The sequence below is a fragment of the Salinicoccus sp. Bachu38 genome (genome assembly GCF_038561955.2).
GTDB classification, from domain to species: domain Bacteria; phylum Bacillota; class Bacilli; order Staphylococcales; family Salinicoccaceae; genus Salinicoccus; species Salinicoccus bachuensis.
Map to the genome: position 1 here is coordinate 723,340 of NZ_CP138333.2, position 14,978 is coordinate 738,317.

A 14,978-nucleotide genomic window follows, 5' to 3' on the forward strand; every position below is an offset into this window, starting at 1 on the left:
ACTAATGGAGTTTTCAGCAAACCAATTTAAAAGTTACTACAAAGAGATTATAAGCATGGTTGAAGAGGAGAAAAATTACTTATGTGAGCTCGATCGTAAACTTGGAGACGGAGATCATGGCGTAACAATGTCTATAGGTTGGCAAGCGGTCGATGAAAAGATTGATAATGAACTTGTAGAAGAAGAAGACTGCGGGAAAATCAATATTATGGTTGGAAAAACATTCCTTAATGCAGTTGGATCTTCTGTGGGGCCGCTCTATGCTACAGGTTTCATGAGGGGTGCTAAGGTAGTCAAAGGTAAATCAGTAATCGGTGACAATGACCTTGCAGAATTCTGGATAGCTTTTGCAAGAGGAATACAAGAGCGCGGCCAAGCAGAAGTAGGCGATAAGACAATGGTCGACACATTGGAGCCATTTGCGGATAAGTTGGAGTCTGTTTTTGCGGAAACAAAGGACTTTCGCATAGCATTTAATGAAGCTGTGGAAGCGGGAGAAAAAGGTATGCAATATACGAAGGACATCGTTTCCAAAAAAGGCAGGTCCAGCCGACTCGGTGAACGATCAATCGGAGCACAGGATCCTGGAGCAACCTCTGCCTATTTGATTCTTGCAACTTTCCAGAATTTCATTAAGTCTCATACTGCTCAAGTGGGTTGAGCCATATTCTAAAACAGATAAAACTGGTTGAATACTCGAATTAAATGAATCAGGAATATATATTTCTGATTCATTTTTAAAATCTCAAACGAAAATAAATGAAAGTTAAGTGAAGAGAAAAATATGTAAACGAAATTTAATGAAGTTTTATACATTATTTATTAAAACTGGAGGAATTGAACATGAAAATTGGTATCGGCAGTGATCATAACGGATTTGAGATGAAAGAAGCAGTCAAACATTTTATACAAGAGTCAACAGAGCACGAACTGGTCGATTACGGTTGTCATTCCTGTGCATCAACAGATTATCCGGATGTAGCATTCGAAGTGTCTGAAGAAATTAGTAAGGGAAATCTGGATAGGGGAATTCTTGTGTGTGGAACCGGTATTGGTGTGGCTATTGCTGCTAACAAGTACCCAGGGATTCGCGCTGCAACTGCTCATGATGTGTACTCTGCAGAACGTGCTCAACTCAGTAATAATGCGCAGATTATAACAATGGGTGCTCAAATTATTGGAGAGGAAGTAGCTAAGAAGGTTGTAGAGGCATACTTGAATGTTGAATGGGCAGATGGATCAAAACGCAAGGTGGACAAGATCATTGAAAAAGAGCAGGAGTTTGTTGGTCGCAGTTTTGAGAAGATGGCCACTTCCAATAATCTAGACAGTTAATTTGAAAGGGGGAAATCCAATGCAATCATTATCACTAGAATTTTTGAGAGTGACTGAATCAGCTGCAATTGCTGCATTACCTTGGGTTGGAAGAGGTGATAAAATATCTGCGGATGATGCCGCAACGACTGCAATGAGAAATGCATTGAACACTATTCCGATGCGAGGCAGAATTGTTATCGGCGAAGGTGAAATAGACCAAGCACCAATGCTTTATATTGGTGAAAGGCTTGGAAAAGGTGGTTTTGCTGAAGTAGATATTGCAGTAGATCCGATTGAAGGAACCACTCCAACTGTAAATGCACAAGAGAATGCAATCACGGTTATTGCAGCCGCTCCAAAAGGAAAGCTTCTGCATGCTCCTGATATGTATATGGAAAAACTTGCTGTGGGGCCAAAAGCTAAAGGGAAGATTGATATTGAAGCTTCGTTAATTGAGAATATGAAAGCAGTTGCCGAGGCAAATGGCAAGGATATATCAGAACTGAACGTAGTAGTTCAGAATAGGCCGCGGCATGCTGAGTATATCGATCAAATTAGAAAGTCTGGTGCCAAAGTCCAAATCTTTAACGATGGCGATGTCATTTATGCTGCCGCAACATGTATGGAGCATATTGATATCGATATGTTCCTTGGTATCGGAGGGGCTCCGGAAGGGGTATTGAGTTCAGTAGCAATTAGAGCTCTTGGCGGAGAAATGCAGGCAAAGTTAAAACCTCAAGATGATTTGGAATTAAATCGCTGCAAAGATATGGGTATCGATAACCCGGAAGGGGTTCTTAAACTTGATCAGTTAGTAGAATCGGATGAATGTATATTCATAGCGACAGGTCTTACAGACAGTTTTCTCCTTAATGGAATCAAGTGTAGTGGGCGTTCTTATACCACTCACTCCGTCCTAATTGACGGGAAAGATAAACAGTTGCGTTACATTGAAAGCGAACACAAGTTTGAGACTGTAATACAGACAGTATAGTCGGTAAGTCAGAAGATTTAAAAAAAGAGATTATTTTCTGGCATAAAAGAATTCTAATCTTATTATGAGGGGAACATACCGTAATGCCATTAACTCAAGTTTCTACAGAACAACTATCTATTAATTCCATTCGTACTCTATCCATTGATGCTATTGAGAAGGCAAGTTCCGGACATCCAGGATTGCCTATGGGTGCAGCTCCAATGGCTTACACGCTGTGGACGAGACATATGTTACACAATCCGGAACATTCCAAATGGTTCAACCGGGACCGTTTCGTCCTTTCTGCTGGTCACGGTTCAATGTTACTTTACAGTCTGCTTCATTTATCTGGTTATGATGTGACGATGGAAGATTTAAAAAACTTTCGCCAATGGGAATCACGTACTCCAGGCCATCCTGAAGTACATCATACAGACGGTGTAGAAACCACTACAGGTCCGTTGGGGCAGGGGCTGGCTACCGCTGTTGGAATGGCTATGGCAGAAGCGCATCTCTCTTCAGTATTTAACAAGGAAGATTTTCCTATTGTTGATCATTATACTTTTGCACTTATCAGTGATGGTGATCTGATGGAAGGTATTTCTCATGAAACTGCTTCACTTGCAGGTCATCTTGGGTTGGGCAAGCTGATTGTGTTATACGATTCAAATGATATCTCTCTAGACGGGGAATTAAGCAAGTCATTTTCTGACAACACACAAATGCGGTTTAATGCTTATGGATGGCAAGTGCTTAGCGTTGACGACGGAAATGATACCGAAGACATAGGGGGTGCTCTGGAAAAAGCAAAAAGCAACATTGATCAGCCTACATTGATTGAAGTTAAGACCACTATTGGTTTCGGCTCCCCAAACAAGTCTGGATCTTCTGAATCTCATGGTGCACCCCTCGGTGAAGAAGAAGTGAAATTGACTAAAGAATATTATGGTTGGGCACATGAGCCTTTTGATGTGCCTAAGAGTGTATATGAAGACTTTAATGAAAAAGTCATTAAAACAGGTGCAGAGGCAGAAAGTAACTGGAACCGTTTATTTGAAGGATATGAAGAAAAGTATCCGGAGGATGCTAAACAGTTAGCTTTAGCAATGAACGGAGAATTACCTCAAGATTGGGAAAAAAACTTGCCGACATATGAAGAGGGTAAAGATGTACTCGCTACACGTGCTTCCTCAGGAGAAGTGTTAAACGCAATTGCTGAGGCAGTGCCGAATTTCCTTGGAGGCAGTGCCGATCTTGCTGGGTCCAATAAGACACTGATTAAAAATCAGAAAGACTTCTCAAGAAAGAGTTTCGAAGGCCGCAATATATGGTTTGGGGTTAGAGAATTCGCTATGGCTGCTGCACTTAATGGTATGGCGCTTCATGGTGGTCTTAAAGTTTATGCGGGAACATTTTTCGTTTTCAGTGATTATCTTCGTCCGGCAGTGCGTTTATCTGCGCTTATGCAATTGCCTGTCACTTATGTTTTTACACATGATTCAATCGCTGTGGGTGAAGATGGTCCTACACATGAGCCAGTCGAGCACCTTGCATCTCTCCGTACAATGCCTGGATTATCAGTGATTCGACCTGCAGATGCAAATGAAACACAAGCAGCATGGCGTCTTTCAATGGAATCTAAGGATAGGCCAACTGCATTGGTACTGACAAGGCAAGACCTTCCCACTCTTGAAGGCACACAAGAAAATGCATACAAAGGTGTAGAAAAAGGTGCATATGTGGTAAGTAAGGAAAGCAAAGACGTACTAGATGCAATTCTACTTGCTACTGGCTCTGAAGTTCAATTAGCTGTCAAAGCCAAAAAAGCTTTATCTGAAAAGAATATAAATGTTCGTGTGGTCAGTATGCCATCTTGGGACAGATTTGAAGAACAAGACGAAGCATATAAAAATGAAATCATCCCCCCGAATGTGAAGAAACGCCTCGGGATTGAAATGGCCTCTCCCTTCGGTTGGAGGGAATACGTTGGAGATGAAGGAGAAGTCCTCGGAATAGACACTTTTGGAGCTTCAGCAAAAGGTGAAAGAATCATGGAAGAGTGCGGGTTTACCGTAGAGAATATAGTGAAGATTGTAGAAGATATGCTAATTTGATATTTTTGTGGGCTCACTTTTGAAGTGAATTGAACAGTTTAATTTAGAAAAGAGTCATAATCTGATTTTCTAGAATACAAGTGCAAATCCTTGAAGTCAGAAATACAGAAATTTGCATTTAGTTATTACCGCTTTATTTGCAATCTGCAATCTCCACTTTCAATCCACCTGCATAATAAGGCCCTCAGCTAACCGAGGGGCAGAGAAGTTGATGGCACTTTCTACGATGGAGAGTATAGCTGAATTCAGCCTGTAGCAAGTAATGGTTTGGCATCTATATTTCGGGCGTCGGCGGATTCAGGCACTCCGATACCGTCGTACTGACGGAGGACGGTGCCGAGGTCATCACGGAATATCCGAGGGATCTAGAGAGCTTGATCATAAAATAATTCGATTTGAAGTCCCTTCCGGCACATTCCATCCGGGAGGGGCTTCTTTATGGAATGGATATAGAGTGTATAGTATCCATAATGTTTCATTTTGTTCACCATTTTGGAAATAAAGGATAAGCAATTATGATGAAAATACCCTATAATGTAGTGGGCGGGTAAAATTACTTGTACATACATGGTGGGGGAGAACGTCGTGGTCCATAAAGGTCAATCTTACTATGCAGCTGGTCAGCATAGTGTAAAAGCAATGGCGCGTATCGAAAAGGAAATTGATGTCTGTCAGAAAACAATTGTATATTATGAAAAAAGACTCTTCGATTACCATGAGAATGATCTGAGCCATAATTATGAGGATACGTTGCGGCGGTATGAAAACCTGAAGGCAGACCGGCTGTCAGACCGTTCTGCTGTTGATTCACATAACTGGAAGGGAAAACTTCATAACTTCATGACTTCCTGCCATAGCTTAATCCGGAGCTCAGTGGTGACGGGTGTCGCAGCTGTTTTAATGGCTGTCGCTCATATCCTGTATGTCGGCCTTGATTTTGGCCTTATGGGAATCATTTTGCTACTCACATTGAGCAGCGGCATCGGAATGACATGGATGATTGCCGACTGCATCCTTCAACGCCGGAGTGCTCAAGTGGTGAAAAGAAGTGCCGAAATGGAACTGGATGCCATTGAAGCAAAAATGGCCGAGATGGCTTCACAGTATGAATCCATCATCGTTTCAAACAGGAAGCGTGCCATCACCCTCTTCCGAAAGCAGGAACAGCTGATCAGGCAGACAGAGGTGGAGCGTCATCAGGAAGCGGCAGGCTTTGATGACCAGAATGACACAGTCATATGGAATAAGCGGCTGGTATGATAGAGGGCAGAGGAATCTGCTCTTATTTTTTGCATTTTTTGAGGTGCGGAGCACTGTCTGAAAGGGTATATGATAAGAGGGAATATAGAGGGCTGAATTATAAAATACAGCAGACAGTGATAGAATGCCTGTAAGAGACAGGAAATCCAATCTGATCCATAGAGGGGAGGTGCTGTATGAACATGCGATGGCTGATGCTGATTGTGGCAGCCCTGTATCTTTCAGGCTGTGGAATGAAGGAAACTGAAGAGACCGGATCCCGATCTGAAGAGAGCACGGCTGAAGTGCCAGATGAGCCTTCAGAAGCATCCGAAGAATCGGAAGAGACATTCACCTCGCCGGAATCGATGACGGCTGAATCCATAGTTGAGGCTGTGGAGGCCCGGTCCGAAGAGAATGTCAACTACTTCCTCCACACCCGGGTTTCCATGGAATACGAGGATGAGACACAGGTGTCGGAGACGAAGGAGTGGTACCACAAGGAAGGGGAGAAGGATTTCGTTCGCCGGGAAGTATATAATGAAGGGATGCCTGTACAGTACTATGTGAATGACGGCGAAAAGGCATGGCAATACAGCGAAGGGGATTCTGTGGCCTACGTCAGTGATGTGACGCGGGGCGGAGACATGATGGCCCGACCTTCCGGAGTCATAGGCAACCGGCTCCGCAACTATCAGGAGGGCCATACGATGGCACTTGAGGAGACCGTGGAGATTGCCGGTCACGCCGGATATCATATCGCTTTTACACCAAAGGAAAATCCAGGGCAAACAGCGCTTGATGTCTACCTTAATGTCAATAATGGGTTGATTTTAAAGGAAGTCATGATTCAGGATGGCCACCAGATGGTGTATGAACTGATCGCCTTTGAAGGGGATGTTGAGCATTCACCTGAACGTTACGCGATCAATCTGCCGGAAGACGTAGAGGTCATTGATATGTCCCAGCCGGAACATGATACGGATCTAGACAGTTTCTGATGAATCATTGGAAGCATTATGACCCTGTCACCCATAAAGGCTGACAGGGCAGCTTTTTGTCATTCCTATTGGATGGAATGGGTAAAAATATAATAAAAAAATCATGGCGCAGGTGGAATATCGTATCTGGGGTATGCTATAATCAATTTGGACATTTTTCCAATACATATCTAAAACTTGCCGACATAGTTTAATGGTAGAACACAGCCATGGTAAGGCTGCAATGCGAGTTCGATTCTCGCTGTCGGCTTAGGCGTTCACATGATGGCCATCGTTTCAGTTGCTGTATCTGCAGCAGTCGGAAGCGGTGGCCTTTTTTGTTGGATGAATGTATATCCTTGCAGTGTGTGGCAGTGCTACAATGGAAGAAAGAGAAATAGTATGGGGGTTTGAAAATGTCAAACGTAGCAGGATTCTGGGTAAGGCTCGGCGCACGGCTGCTTGATGGCCTGTTGATTGGAATGGTGGTCGGGACGCTCGTCTTTCTGTTCCAGCTAGACACGAGCAGCCAGGCTGTACAGACGGGTGAAAGCGTAGTTGCAGCACTGTATTTTGTACTGATGCCTGTGTTCCTTTATGGTTACACCGTTGCCAAGCGGGTGCTCAATATCAGGGTCGTGAGGAAAGATGGAACAAATGTGGGCTTTGGAACAATGGTTGTACGTGAAGTCATCGGCGGATTCATCTATGGCATCACATTCGGTATTGCACTGATCGTCTCGGCATTCATGGTGGGATTGAGGGAAGACAAGCGCAGCATCCACGATCTCCTTGCCGGCACGTATGTCACATATGACAGGCCGGAACATTGGGAGTAGAGCAGTAAATTATAAATTTCTATGAACAGCATATGATTCACTAATCAAATGAAAGACGCGGCAAGGGGTTTATCATCGTCCTTTGCCGCGTCTTGTTTATTATTATCCTAAAGCTATTTTTACCCATCTCGCATGGCTAATGGAGTAGTTCATTTTCTTCTCTTTCAAGTCTGTCCAGAATCTCCTGCTTACCTTCAGTTTTTCTAGGAATATCAAATTTGCGTTTACCCTTATGGAAATCGGGATCAGCTTTTTTTACGGCTTTTATTGCGATATCTCTTCGACGATTGTTCTGTTCATCTAAGTTCTTTAGATTATATGTTTTCATTGTAACAACCACCTCTTATTACATTATACACTGATTTAAAAAACCTCCAAATCCAGTAGCCAATGAGTTTAAGACAGAAAGTTTTTTGGAGGTTGCAGTAAAAAAAGTTTAGAATATTCAGTTTACAACCGACTGTTTAGTGTAATAGTAACTATAGAGACGTTTTTTAGCAGAACGGTATAACACTATAAGGGGGACGGGAACATGCCATTGAATGTGGCCCAAAAGTTGATTCAGGACCATCTCGTTTCGGGAGAAATGAAGCCCGGAGAAGAGATTGGACTGAAGATCGACCAGACGTTGACGCAGGATGCGACGGGTACGATGGTGATGCTGGAACTGGAAGCGATGGGCATAGACAAGGTGAAGACGGAAGTCTCTGCACAGTATGTCGACCACAACCTGATACAGGATGATCATCGGAATCCCGATGACCATCAGTTCTTAAGGAGTGCGGCACAGAAATTCGGCGTACACTACAGCAGACCCGGCAACGGCGTCAGCCACCCTGTGCATATGCAGGAACTGTCGATACCTGGCAAGACGCTGCTTGGCTCGGACAGCCATACATGCGCGAATGGGTGCATGGGAATGCTCGCGATGGGGGCCGGCGGCATCGATGTGACGATGGCCATGGCTGGGGAACCGTACTACGTGGAAATGCCCCGCATCATGGGTGTGAAACTGACAGGGAAGCTGCCGGACTGGGTCAGTGCGAAGGATGTCATTCTTGAGATGCTGCGCCGCCACACTGTGAATGGAGGCGTCGGCAGAATCATCGAGTATTACGGCCCTGGACTCGATGACCTTTCTGCAATGGACCGGCACGTCATCGCCAACATGGGTGCTGAACTCGGCGCAACGACATCGGTTTTTCCATCAGATGAGGAAGTGAAACGCTTCATGGAGACACAGGGACGCGCCGATGAGTGGGTCGAACTGAAGGCTGACGAAGGGGCAGAGTATGACGACCATGATGAAATCAACCTCTCGGAACTGGTGCCGCTGATTGCGAAGCCGACCAGCCCGGACAACGTGGTCTCTGTCGAGGAGATTGCAGGGCAGGAAATCTACCAGTCATACATCGGCTCTTCCGCAAACCCGGGGTATCGGGACTTTGCGGTCGCAGCAGAAATCGTCAAAGATAAACAGATTGCCAACGGCATTTCATTCGACATCAATCCGACATCACGCCTACTGCTCCAACAGCTGGTGGAGAATAAACATATCGCCAGTCTGCTTTCCTCAGGTGCACGGCTGCACCAGGCAGGATGCAACGGCTGTATCGGTATGGGACAGGCACCGGCGACAGACCAGAACAGTCTACGGACGACCCCGAGGAACTTCCCGGGACGATCCGGAACGAAGGAGGACAAGGTTTTCCTCTGCAGTCCGGAAATTGCAGCCGCTTCGGCGCTGACCGGTGTCATCACCGACCCGCGGACACTCGATATGGACTACCCAGAAATACCAGAAGCCGCAGCCATCAAAACGAATGAAATGCTCGAAGCCCCTCCGGAAGACACCAGCAACATCGAAATCACGAAGGGACCGAACGTGTCGACCATCCCGGATTTCGATCCAATCGAGGACAACTTCGACATGCCTGTGCTGCTCAAGATGGATGACAATATCTCGACGGATGAAATACTCGCCGGCGGATCAAGGGTACTGCCATTCCGCAGCAACATTCCAAAAATCAGCACATTCGTATTTGAAGGCATCGATGAGACCTATACGGAAAGGGCAGAGGAGAAGCTGGAAGAAGGCGGACACATGATTGTGGCCGGCAACAACTATGGCCAGGGTTCGAGCCGTGAGCACGCGGCACTTGCGCCCAGGTATCTCGGCCTGAAAGTGGTGCTGGTCAAAGACTTCGCCAGGATCCACCTGCAGAACTTGATCAACTTCGGTATTCTGCCGTTGACCTTCGCTGACCGAGAAGACCATAAGAAGATCGATGAGGGGGATGTCATCGAGTTCAGGAATGTCCATCAGGCCATCCGGGACGGAAACACATTCACCGTCCGGCTGAAGGACTCCGGTGAAGAGATTACGGTCAAGCACAGCATGACCAGCCGGCATCTTGATATCATGCTGGCCGGAGGCATCATCAACTGGGCGAAACAGCGACAATAATTTGGGAGAACAAAGGCTCTTTTATAGAGCCTTTTTATTTTGAGTCTACACTTCTGATATAATTCATGTATATGAAAGTGAGGGATACATAATGAAGAAAGTGATAATGGATGTCGACACGGGCGTCGATGATGCGCTGGCCATCCTGTATGCGCTGGAGAGCAGGCAGCTTGATGTACTGGGCATTACGACGGTGAACGGCAATGTGCCGCTTGAAATGGTAAACGTGAATACACTGAAGATACTGTCTCTGGCGGGCAGAGAAGAGATTCCCGTGCAACCGGGTGCGGATCGGCCGCTGCTGAGGGAATCGGAGCACGTCCACCATATCCATGGAGATGATGGCATCGGCAACGCACTGGACGGCTTCGAACATAACAACCAATGCGAGGCACAGTTTGCTGCGGACTTCATCATTGAACAGGCGAAAAATCATCCGGGAGAAATCACGCTGATCGCCGTCGGCCCCTTGACCAACCTGGCATTGGCATTCAGGAAGGAACCGAACCTCTCCAAATGGCTCAGTGAAGTGGTCATCATGGGCGGACTGGTGTCTGAAGCAGGCAGAGGGAACAAGCTGCCGAACTCGGAGTTCAATATCTTCACAGATGCCGAGGCGGCACGGATCGTCTTCCACAGTGGAGCGGAGACCACACTTGTGAGCCTTGATGTGACGAAACAAACACTGCTTTCAAGTTATGATGTCGAAGTGCTTGAAGGCAGGAAGTACCACGACTTCGTCAGGCAGTCGACGGAAGTCTACCGCGCCTTCAGCAAGGAGAGGTTCAACCTAGACGGCTGTGCACTGCACGACCCGCTTACGGTCGGGTACGTCCTGAACCGTGACTTCCTGAAGACGGAGAAGCACTATGTCGATGTGGAGACAATCAGCCCGCTCGGCTATGGCCAGACCATCTGCGACTTTGGCGGTCTTTTGGGCAAGGAACCCAACGTCACTATATGCACCGATGTGGACGGAGAAGCGTTCGTTGCGCATTTCCTGGAGACGCTTGGCAAGGAAGGGTGATCTGCCTGTTAGGGGTGGTTCAAAATTAGAATCTTGAAAAGCACCCTATCTCTCATTGTACGACTGGTTTATCGGATCATGATTGTATTTTGTAACGAAATAATTTAGAATGATAAATATAGGGCAATGATTCAAATTCACTTGCCGCAAAGATCCACCAACTGAATAAAACCGAAATCACTGGAAGAGCCTTTGTGAAAGGCTGAGATCAAAGTATCGACTTTGGAATTCCTTGAACCTGATCCAGTTCATACTGGCGTAGGAAAGTGACGTTACTTAAAAATATCTGCGTTATTTTTCTACATGAAAAATAACGCTTTTTTATTTGGGGTGTAAATATCTTTATCGCAATTACACATGACAAAGTACTGACCAGTGAAGATATTGAGCATTTTATGAACATTGAGCCTGTCGTTGACCGGTTGCTTTTGAGGACACGTATGAATTCAGTTGGGCTGATATTCTTCCTCAATATGCTGGTGAATAAGGGGTTCCCGAAGGATAAACTGATCATCCATAGCAACATCCGGGTGTTGGAAGCGCTTCGGTTGAAAGCCATTCACTTCAAAGAAGGGGATCCGATGGCATATGCCTATAAAGCGAGGCATCCAGAGATATCTGTCAGCATGTCGACACATTCCATGAAAAGCATCAGTGAGGCCAGGGAGAATGGTCTGGATCATGTCTTCTTTGGTCACGTTTTTGAAAGCGCTTCTAAAAAGGGAGTGCGACCGAGATCTTTGGATGAAATGGAGCGGGCTGTAGATATGGACATTCCGGTCATGGCTATCGGTGGAATTGGTCAGCACACGATAGGCGATTTGCCCGATGGGTTCAGCGGCATATGTGCCATTTCATTATTTATGGATCACAATCTTGAAGAAATCAGAGCAGTAAGAAGGGCGTGGTATGAGAATGTATGATGTTGCAGTTGTAGGATCTGGTGTCATTGGCATGTCCATAGCAAAAGCACTTGATGAATACGGCTTGAAAATAGCGGTAATAGACCGTGATGAGCCGGGTAAGCATGCTTCATATAAAGCCGGTGGCATGCTCGGTGCCCAGAATGAATTCAATGAAGACGGGGCTCTTTTCAGAATGGCCCTTGCATCGAGAAGCAGATTTGAGGCTCTGAGTCGGACATTCCTGGAAGAACATGATCTGGATATCGAATTCAGACAGGGGGGACTGATCAAGATGGCGGCAGATGAGGATGATATTCCTGATCTCGAATCCCAGTATCAATTTCTCAACAGCCATGATCCGCGGGTCCAGAAATTGAGCGAGCCGGCACTCGATAATTTGACACAGGGGTCGGTCGTATATCGCAATCTATCCATCCATATTCCAAATGATGGACAGATTAATGCATGGAAATATACCAGGGCACTGCTTACCTCAGTCATCACAAAAGGAATCGACCGTTTCTGCAGGACTGAAGTCCATCAGATATCGAAAAGATTCGATTCCTACATGCTGAAGACTTCAGCCGGTGATATCCATGCAGATAAAGTGATAGTTGCCGGAGGCGCATGGAGTGGGAAGTTGCTGGAAACTTATGATATATCACCCATGATTTCAGGTGTAAAAGGAGAGGTGCTGCTTGTTGAACATGAGGGTCTGAATATCGACCAGACAGTATTCATGACCAATGGATGCTACATCGTCCCCAAAAATAAAAATCGATTTCTGATCGGAGCGACAAGCTACTTCAATGATTTTTCAGTGGGCGTATCGGATGTCGGGACAGAATGGTTGAAAACTCAGGCCACAGCGACCATACCGGTACTTGCTGAAAGCCGCCTGCTGAAGAAATGGTCTGGTGTACGTCCATATACGGTTCGCGAACAACCAATCATGGACGAACTGAACAATGGACTCTTTGTCATCACCGGACACTATCGAAATGGCATTCTGCTATCACCACTCATTGGAGATCTCGTTGCGGACTGGGTCATCAAAAATCAGAGGCCCGAACTACTCAGGCCATTCCAAGTCACCAGAGGAGGTGTGGGTAATGGAATGTAGAATCAACGGGGATTCATTTTCTTTTGAGTATGAAATGAGTATCCATGAAATATTGGAATCGCTTGAACTGGATCATGACCGAATCATTGTCGAGCACAATAATGTGCTCATAAAAAAGAAGGATTTCAATGAATATATCGTAAGAGAAGCAGATAGGCTGGAACTATTAGAATTTGTAGGAGGCGGTTAATTTTGTTTAAGATAGGACCTTTTGAATTGGAATCAAGATTACTCTTGGGGACAGGCAAGTTTGAAAATGAGGAAATACAATCCGGTGCGATAGCCGAATCAGGAACGGAGGTACTTACTTTTGCCGTCAGACGCATGAATCTGTATGGCAAGAACCTTCCGAATCCTCTGGCAAACGTGGATTTGAATGATTTTATCACTTTTCCCAATACAGCTGGGGCAAAAACGGCTAAAGAAGCTGTAAGAATTGCCGAAATCGCAAGCCATGCTGGTGTATGTGACATGATCAAAGTCGAGGTGATTGGAGATGACAAGACCCTGCTCCCCGACCCTCTCGGCACATACGAAGCATGCAGGGTACTTCTGGAAAAAGGCTATATCGTATGCCCCTATACTTCAGATGATGTAGTGCTGGCGAGAAAGCTGGAGGAGCTCGGCGTCCATGCCATCATGCCCCTCGCATCCCCCATAGGCACCGGCCGTGGTATCAACAACCCCCTCAATATGAGGTATATTGTTGAACAGGCAAATGTACCTGTTATCGTGGATGCGGGAATCGGCTCGCCGAAAGATGCATGCCATGCGATGGAGCTCGGTGCAGATGCAGTACTATTGAATACGGCAATATCTGCTGCAAAAGATCCGGTCAAAATGGCAAGTGCGATGAAATTGGGGATAGAAGCCGGAAGGCTGAGTTATGAAGCTGGGAGGATTCCAGTGAAGTATACTGCACAAGCATCCAGTCCCGCCGACGGGCTTGGATTTCTATGATGGAACGCTACAATAGACAGGCAAGTTTCGCCCCCTTCGGGACAGAGGGCCAGCATCAGCTGATGAAAACACGGATAATGATCATGGGAGGCGGCGCATTAGGCAGTCATCTGGCAGAACAGCTTGCCCGTATGGGAGTGGGTCATCTGACGGTCATCGACATGGATGTCGTGGAACTGTCCAATTTGCATAGACAGGCGCTCTATGATGAACATGATGCCGAATCCATGTCTCCGAAGGTCGAGGTACTGAAAAAGAATATTGGCCGAATCAATCGACATGTCGGATTTGATGCTCTGCATGTCGAACTAACCCCGCGTAACATCGAAGAAATATTGAATGTTTATCAGCCGGATATCGTATTGGATGGCATGGACAACTTTGAGATGCGATTTCTAATCAACGAAGCATGTCATAAGCTAGGCATTCCATGGGTTTATGGTGCAGCGGTAGGAAGCAAAGGTACAGTATATGCCATGGACTACACTGGACCTTGTTTGAAATGCATGCTCGATATCATTCCCGACACAGGGGAAAGCTGTGCAATCAACGGAGTGCTTCCACCTGCCATACACCAGGTCATAAGCTACGAAATCGGCGAAGTGATCCGGTATGCCTCAGGAGAAGGGTTCTCTAAAAAACTCATATCTTTGGACATTTTTACAATGAAGAACCAGACGATGGACATCGATGGCTTGAAAGATGGGAGCTGTCCTGTCTGTGACAGAAGTGAATATGAATTGTTGAATAAAAAAGAAAGCGGTCCTATTGAGGCATTGTGTGGAGGAACATACATGTTCAGGTTGAAAAGGACTGCCTTCGACAGTGCAGAATATCTACCTGGTAATATCAAGAAGGAAACTCCCTTTGTAAAGCTTATCAGTTATAAAGATATAGAAATGACCGTATTTCAGGATGGTCGGATGAACGTGTATGGAATCCCATCAGATGACTTGGCCTACGATTTTTATAGGACACTTTTAAAGTCTATCAGATGACCATTCCTGTCGGGAGAATTCATTATCGGGGGA

Annotated in this window: 15 protein-coding genes, 1 tRNA gene, 1 pseudogene and 1 riboswitch; of the genes and pseudogenes, 16 read left to right on the plus strand and 1 reads right to left on the minus strand. The window is 45.8% G+C overall.

What is annotated here, in order from left to right; genetic code table 11:
- Positions 1-4 precede the first annotated feature (4 nt).
- From dhaL to RQP18_RS03660, 9 genes and pseudogenes are all read left to right on the plus strand, one after another.
- Complete coding sequence (gene dhaL / locus RQP18_RS03620) at positions 5-661, plus strand: dihydroxyacetone kinase subunit DhaL (RefSeq protein ID WP_342388800.1); 657 nt, start codon at positions 5-7, stop codon at positions 659-661.
- Positions 662-843: 182 nt separating this feature from the next.
- Positions 844-1,335 carry a ribose 5-phosphate isomerase B gene (gene rpiB, locus RQP18_RS03625; RefSeq protein ID WP_342388801.1) on the plus strand — a complete coding sequence of 164 codons (492 nt, stop codon included), beginning with the start codon at positions 844-846 and terminating at the stop codon, positions 1,333-1,335.
- 19 nt (positions 1,336-1,354) lie between these two features.
- Positions 1,355-2,311 carry a class II fructose-bisphosphatase gene (glpX, locus tag RQP18_RS03630; RefSeq protein ID WP_342388802.1) on the plus strand — a complete coding sequence of 319 codons (957 nt, stop codon included), beginning with the start codon at positions 1,355-1,357 and terminating at the stop codon, positions 2,309-2,311.
- A gap of 83 nt (positions 2,312-2,394) precedes the next feature.
- Entirely contained in the window at positions 2,395-4,407 is a 2,013-nt protein-coding gene (gene tkt, locus RQP18_RS03635; RefSeq protein ID WP_342388803.1) for a transketolase, read from the plus strand.
- 269 nt (positions 4,408-4,676) lie between these two features.
- Positions 4,677-4,796 (plus strand): annotated as a pseudogene (locus RQP18_RS03640) (M24 family metallopeptidase); the annotation flags it as partial.
- A gap of 196 nt (positions 4,797-4,992) precedes the next feature.
- A complete protein-coding gene (locus tag RQP18_RS03645; protein ID WP_342388804.1) occupies positions 4,993-5,667 on the plus strand; it encodes a hypothetical protein in 675 nt (224 codons plus the stop codon).
- A 176-nt stretch (positions 5,668-5,843) separates the two neighbouring features.
- The gene (locus RQP18_RS03650; RefSeq protein WP_342388805.1) at positions 5,844-6,647 is read left to right on the plus strand and encodes a LolA family protein; all 804 of its coding nucleotides are present in this window, start codon (positions 5,844-5,846) and stop codon (positions 6,645-6,647) included.
- A 179-nt stretch (positions 6,648-6,826) separates the two neighbouring features.
- Positions 6,827-6,897 (plus strand) — tRNA-Thr (locus tag RQP18_RS03655).
- A 139-nt stretch (positions 6,898-7,036) separates the two neighbouring features.
- Entirely contained in the window at positions 7,037-7,465 is a 429-nt protein-coding gene (locus RQP18_RS03660; protein ID WP_373446122.1) for an RDD family protein, read from the plus strand.
- Between the two features lie 136 nt (positions 7,466-7,601).
- On the opposite strand, the gene RQP18_RS03665 is transcribed toward RQP18_RS03660, so the two are convergent.
- Positions 7,602-7,793, minus strand: a complete 192-nt coding sequence (locus RQP18_RS03665; RefSeq protein ID WP_342388807.1) for a hypothetical protein — start codon at positions 7,791-7,793, stop codon at positions 7,602-7,604.
- A gap of 204 nt (positions 7,794-7,997) precedes the next feature.
- Between RQP18_RS03665 and RQP18_RS03670 the strand changes: the two genes are divergently transcribed.
- The 7 genes from RQP18_RS03670 (at position 7,998) to RQP18_RS03700 (ending at position 14,945) form a co-directional block, all read left to right on the plus strand.
- The gene (locus RQP18_RS03670; RefSeq protein WP_342388808.1) at positions 7,998-9,932 is read left to right on the plus strand and encodes an aconitate hydratase; all 1,935 of its coding nucleotides are present in this window, start codon (positions 7,998-8,000) and stop codon (positions 9,930-9,932) included.
- A 91-nt stretch (positions 9,933-10,023) separates the two neighbouring features.
- The gene (locus tag RQP18_RS03675; protein WP_342388809.1) at positions 10,024-10,959 is read left to right on the plus strand and encodes a nucleoside hydrolase; all 936 of its coding nucleotides are present in this window, start codon (positions 10,024-10,026) and stop codon (positions 10,957-10,959) included.
- A 172-nt stretch (positions 10,960-11,131) separates the two neighbouring features.
- Positions 11,132-11,241, plus strand: a riboswitch (TPP riboswitch).
- A 158-nt stretch (positions 11,242-11,399) separates the two neighbouring features.
- Positions 11,400-11,882 carry a thiamine phosphate synthase gene (locus RQP18_RS03680; protein ID WP_342388810.1) on the plus strand — a complete coding sequence of 161 codons (483 nt, stop codon included), beginning with the start codon at positions 11,400-11,402 and terminating at the stop codon, positions 11,880-11,882.
- Positions 11,875-12,987, plus strand: a complete 1,113-nt coding sequence (locus RQP18_RS03685) for an NAD(P)/FAD-dependent oxidoreductase (protein ID WP_373446158.1) — start codon at positions 11,875-11,877, stop codon at positions 12,985-12,987. The genes RQP18_RS03680 and RQP18_RS03685 overlap by 8 nt, the downstream gene beginning before the upstream one ends.
- Positions 12,977-13,177 (plus strand): sulfur carrier protein ThiS, encoded by a 201-nt coding sequence (gene thiS, locus RQP18_RS03690; RefSeq protein ID WP_342388812.1) that lies wholly within the window; start codon positions 12,977-12,979, stop codon positions 13,175-13,177. The genes RQP18_RS03685 and thiS overlap by 11 nt, the downstream gene beginning before the upstream one ends.
- Positions 13,178-13,179: 2 nt before the next feature.
- On the plus strand, positions 13,180-13,947 hold the full coding sequence (locus RQP18_RS03695; RefSeq protein WP_342388813.1) for a thiazole synthase: 768 nt from the start codon (positions 13,180-13,182) through the stop codon (positions 13,945-13,947).
- Entirely contained in the window at positions 13,947-14,945 is a 999-nt protein-coding gene (locus RQP18_RS03700) for a ThiF family adenylyltransferase (RefSeq protein WP_342388814.1), read from the plus strand. Before RQP18_RS03695 ends, RQP18_RS03700 begins: the two co-directional genes overlap by 1 nt.
- The last annotated feature ends 33 nt before the right edge of the window (positions 14,946-14,978 follow it).

Bases quoted from the DNA above. Each gene is read 5' to 3' on its own strand.
- dhaL (WP_342388800.1), top strand. From the start codon at position 5: ATGGAGTTTTCAGCAAACCAATTTAAAAGTTACTACAAAGAGATTATA.
- rpiB (WP_342388801.1), top strand. From the start codon at position 844: ATGAAAATTGGTATCGGCAGTGATCATAACGGATTTGAGATGAAAGAA.
- glpX (WP_342388802.1), top strand. From the start codon at position 1,355: ATGCAATCATTATCACTAGAATTTTTGAGAGTGACTGAATCAGCTGCA.
- tkt (WP_342388803.1), top strand. From the start codon at position 2,395: ATGCCATTAACTCAAGTTTCTACAGAACAACTATCTATTAATTCCATT.
- RQP18_RS03650 (WP_342388805.1), top strand. From the start codon at position 5,844: ATGAACATGCGATGGCTGATGCTGATTGTGGCAGCCCTGTATCTTTCA.
- RQP18_RS03665 (WP_342388807.1), bottom strand. From the start codon at position 7,793: ATGAAAACATATAATCTAAAGAACTTAGATGAACAGAACAATCGTCGA.
- RQP18_RS03670 (WP_342388808.1), top strand. From the start codon at position 7,998: ATGCCATTGAATGTGGCCCAAAAGTTGATTCAGGACCATCTCGTTTCG.
- RQP18_RS03675 (WP_342388809.1), top strand. From the start codon at position 10,024: ATGAAGAAAGTGATAATGGATGTCGACACGGGCGTCGATGATGCGCTG.
- RQP18_RS03680 (WP_342388810.1), top strand. From the start codon at position 11,400: ATGAATTCAGTTGGGCTGATATTCTTCCTCAATATGCTGGTGAATAAG.
- RQP18_RS03685 (WP_373446158.1), top strand. From the start codon at position 11,875: ATGTATGATGTTGCAGTTGTAGGATCTGGTGTCATTGGCATGTCCATA.
- thiS (WP_342388812.1), top strand. From the start codon at position 12,977: ATGGAATGTAGAATCAACGGGGATTCATTTTCTTTTGAGTATGAAATG.
- RQP18_RS03700 (WP_342388814.1), top strand. From the start codon at position 13,947: ATGGAACGCTACAATAGACAGGCAAGTTTCGCCCCCTTCGGGACAGAG.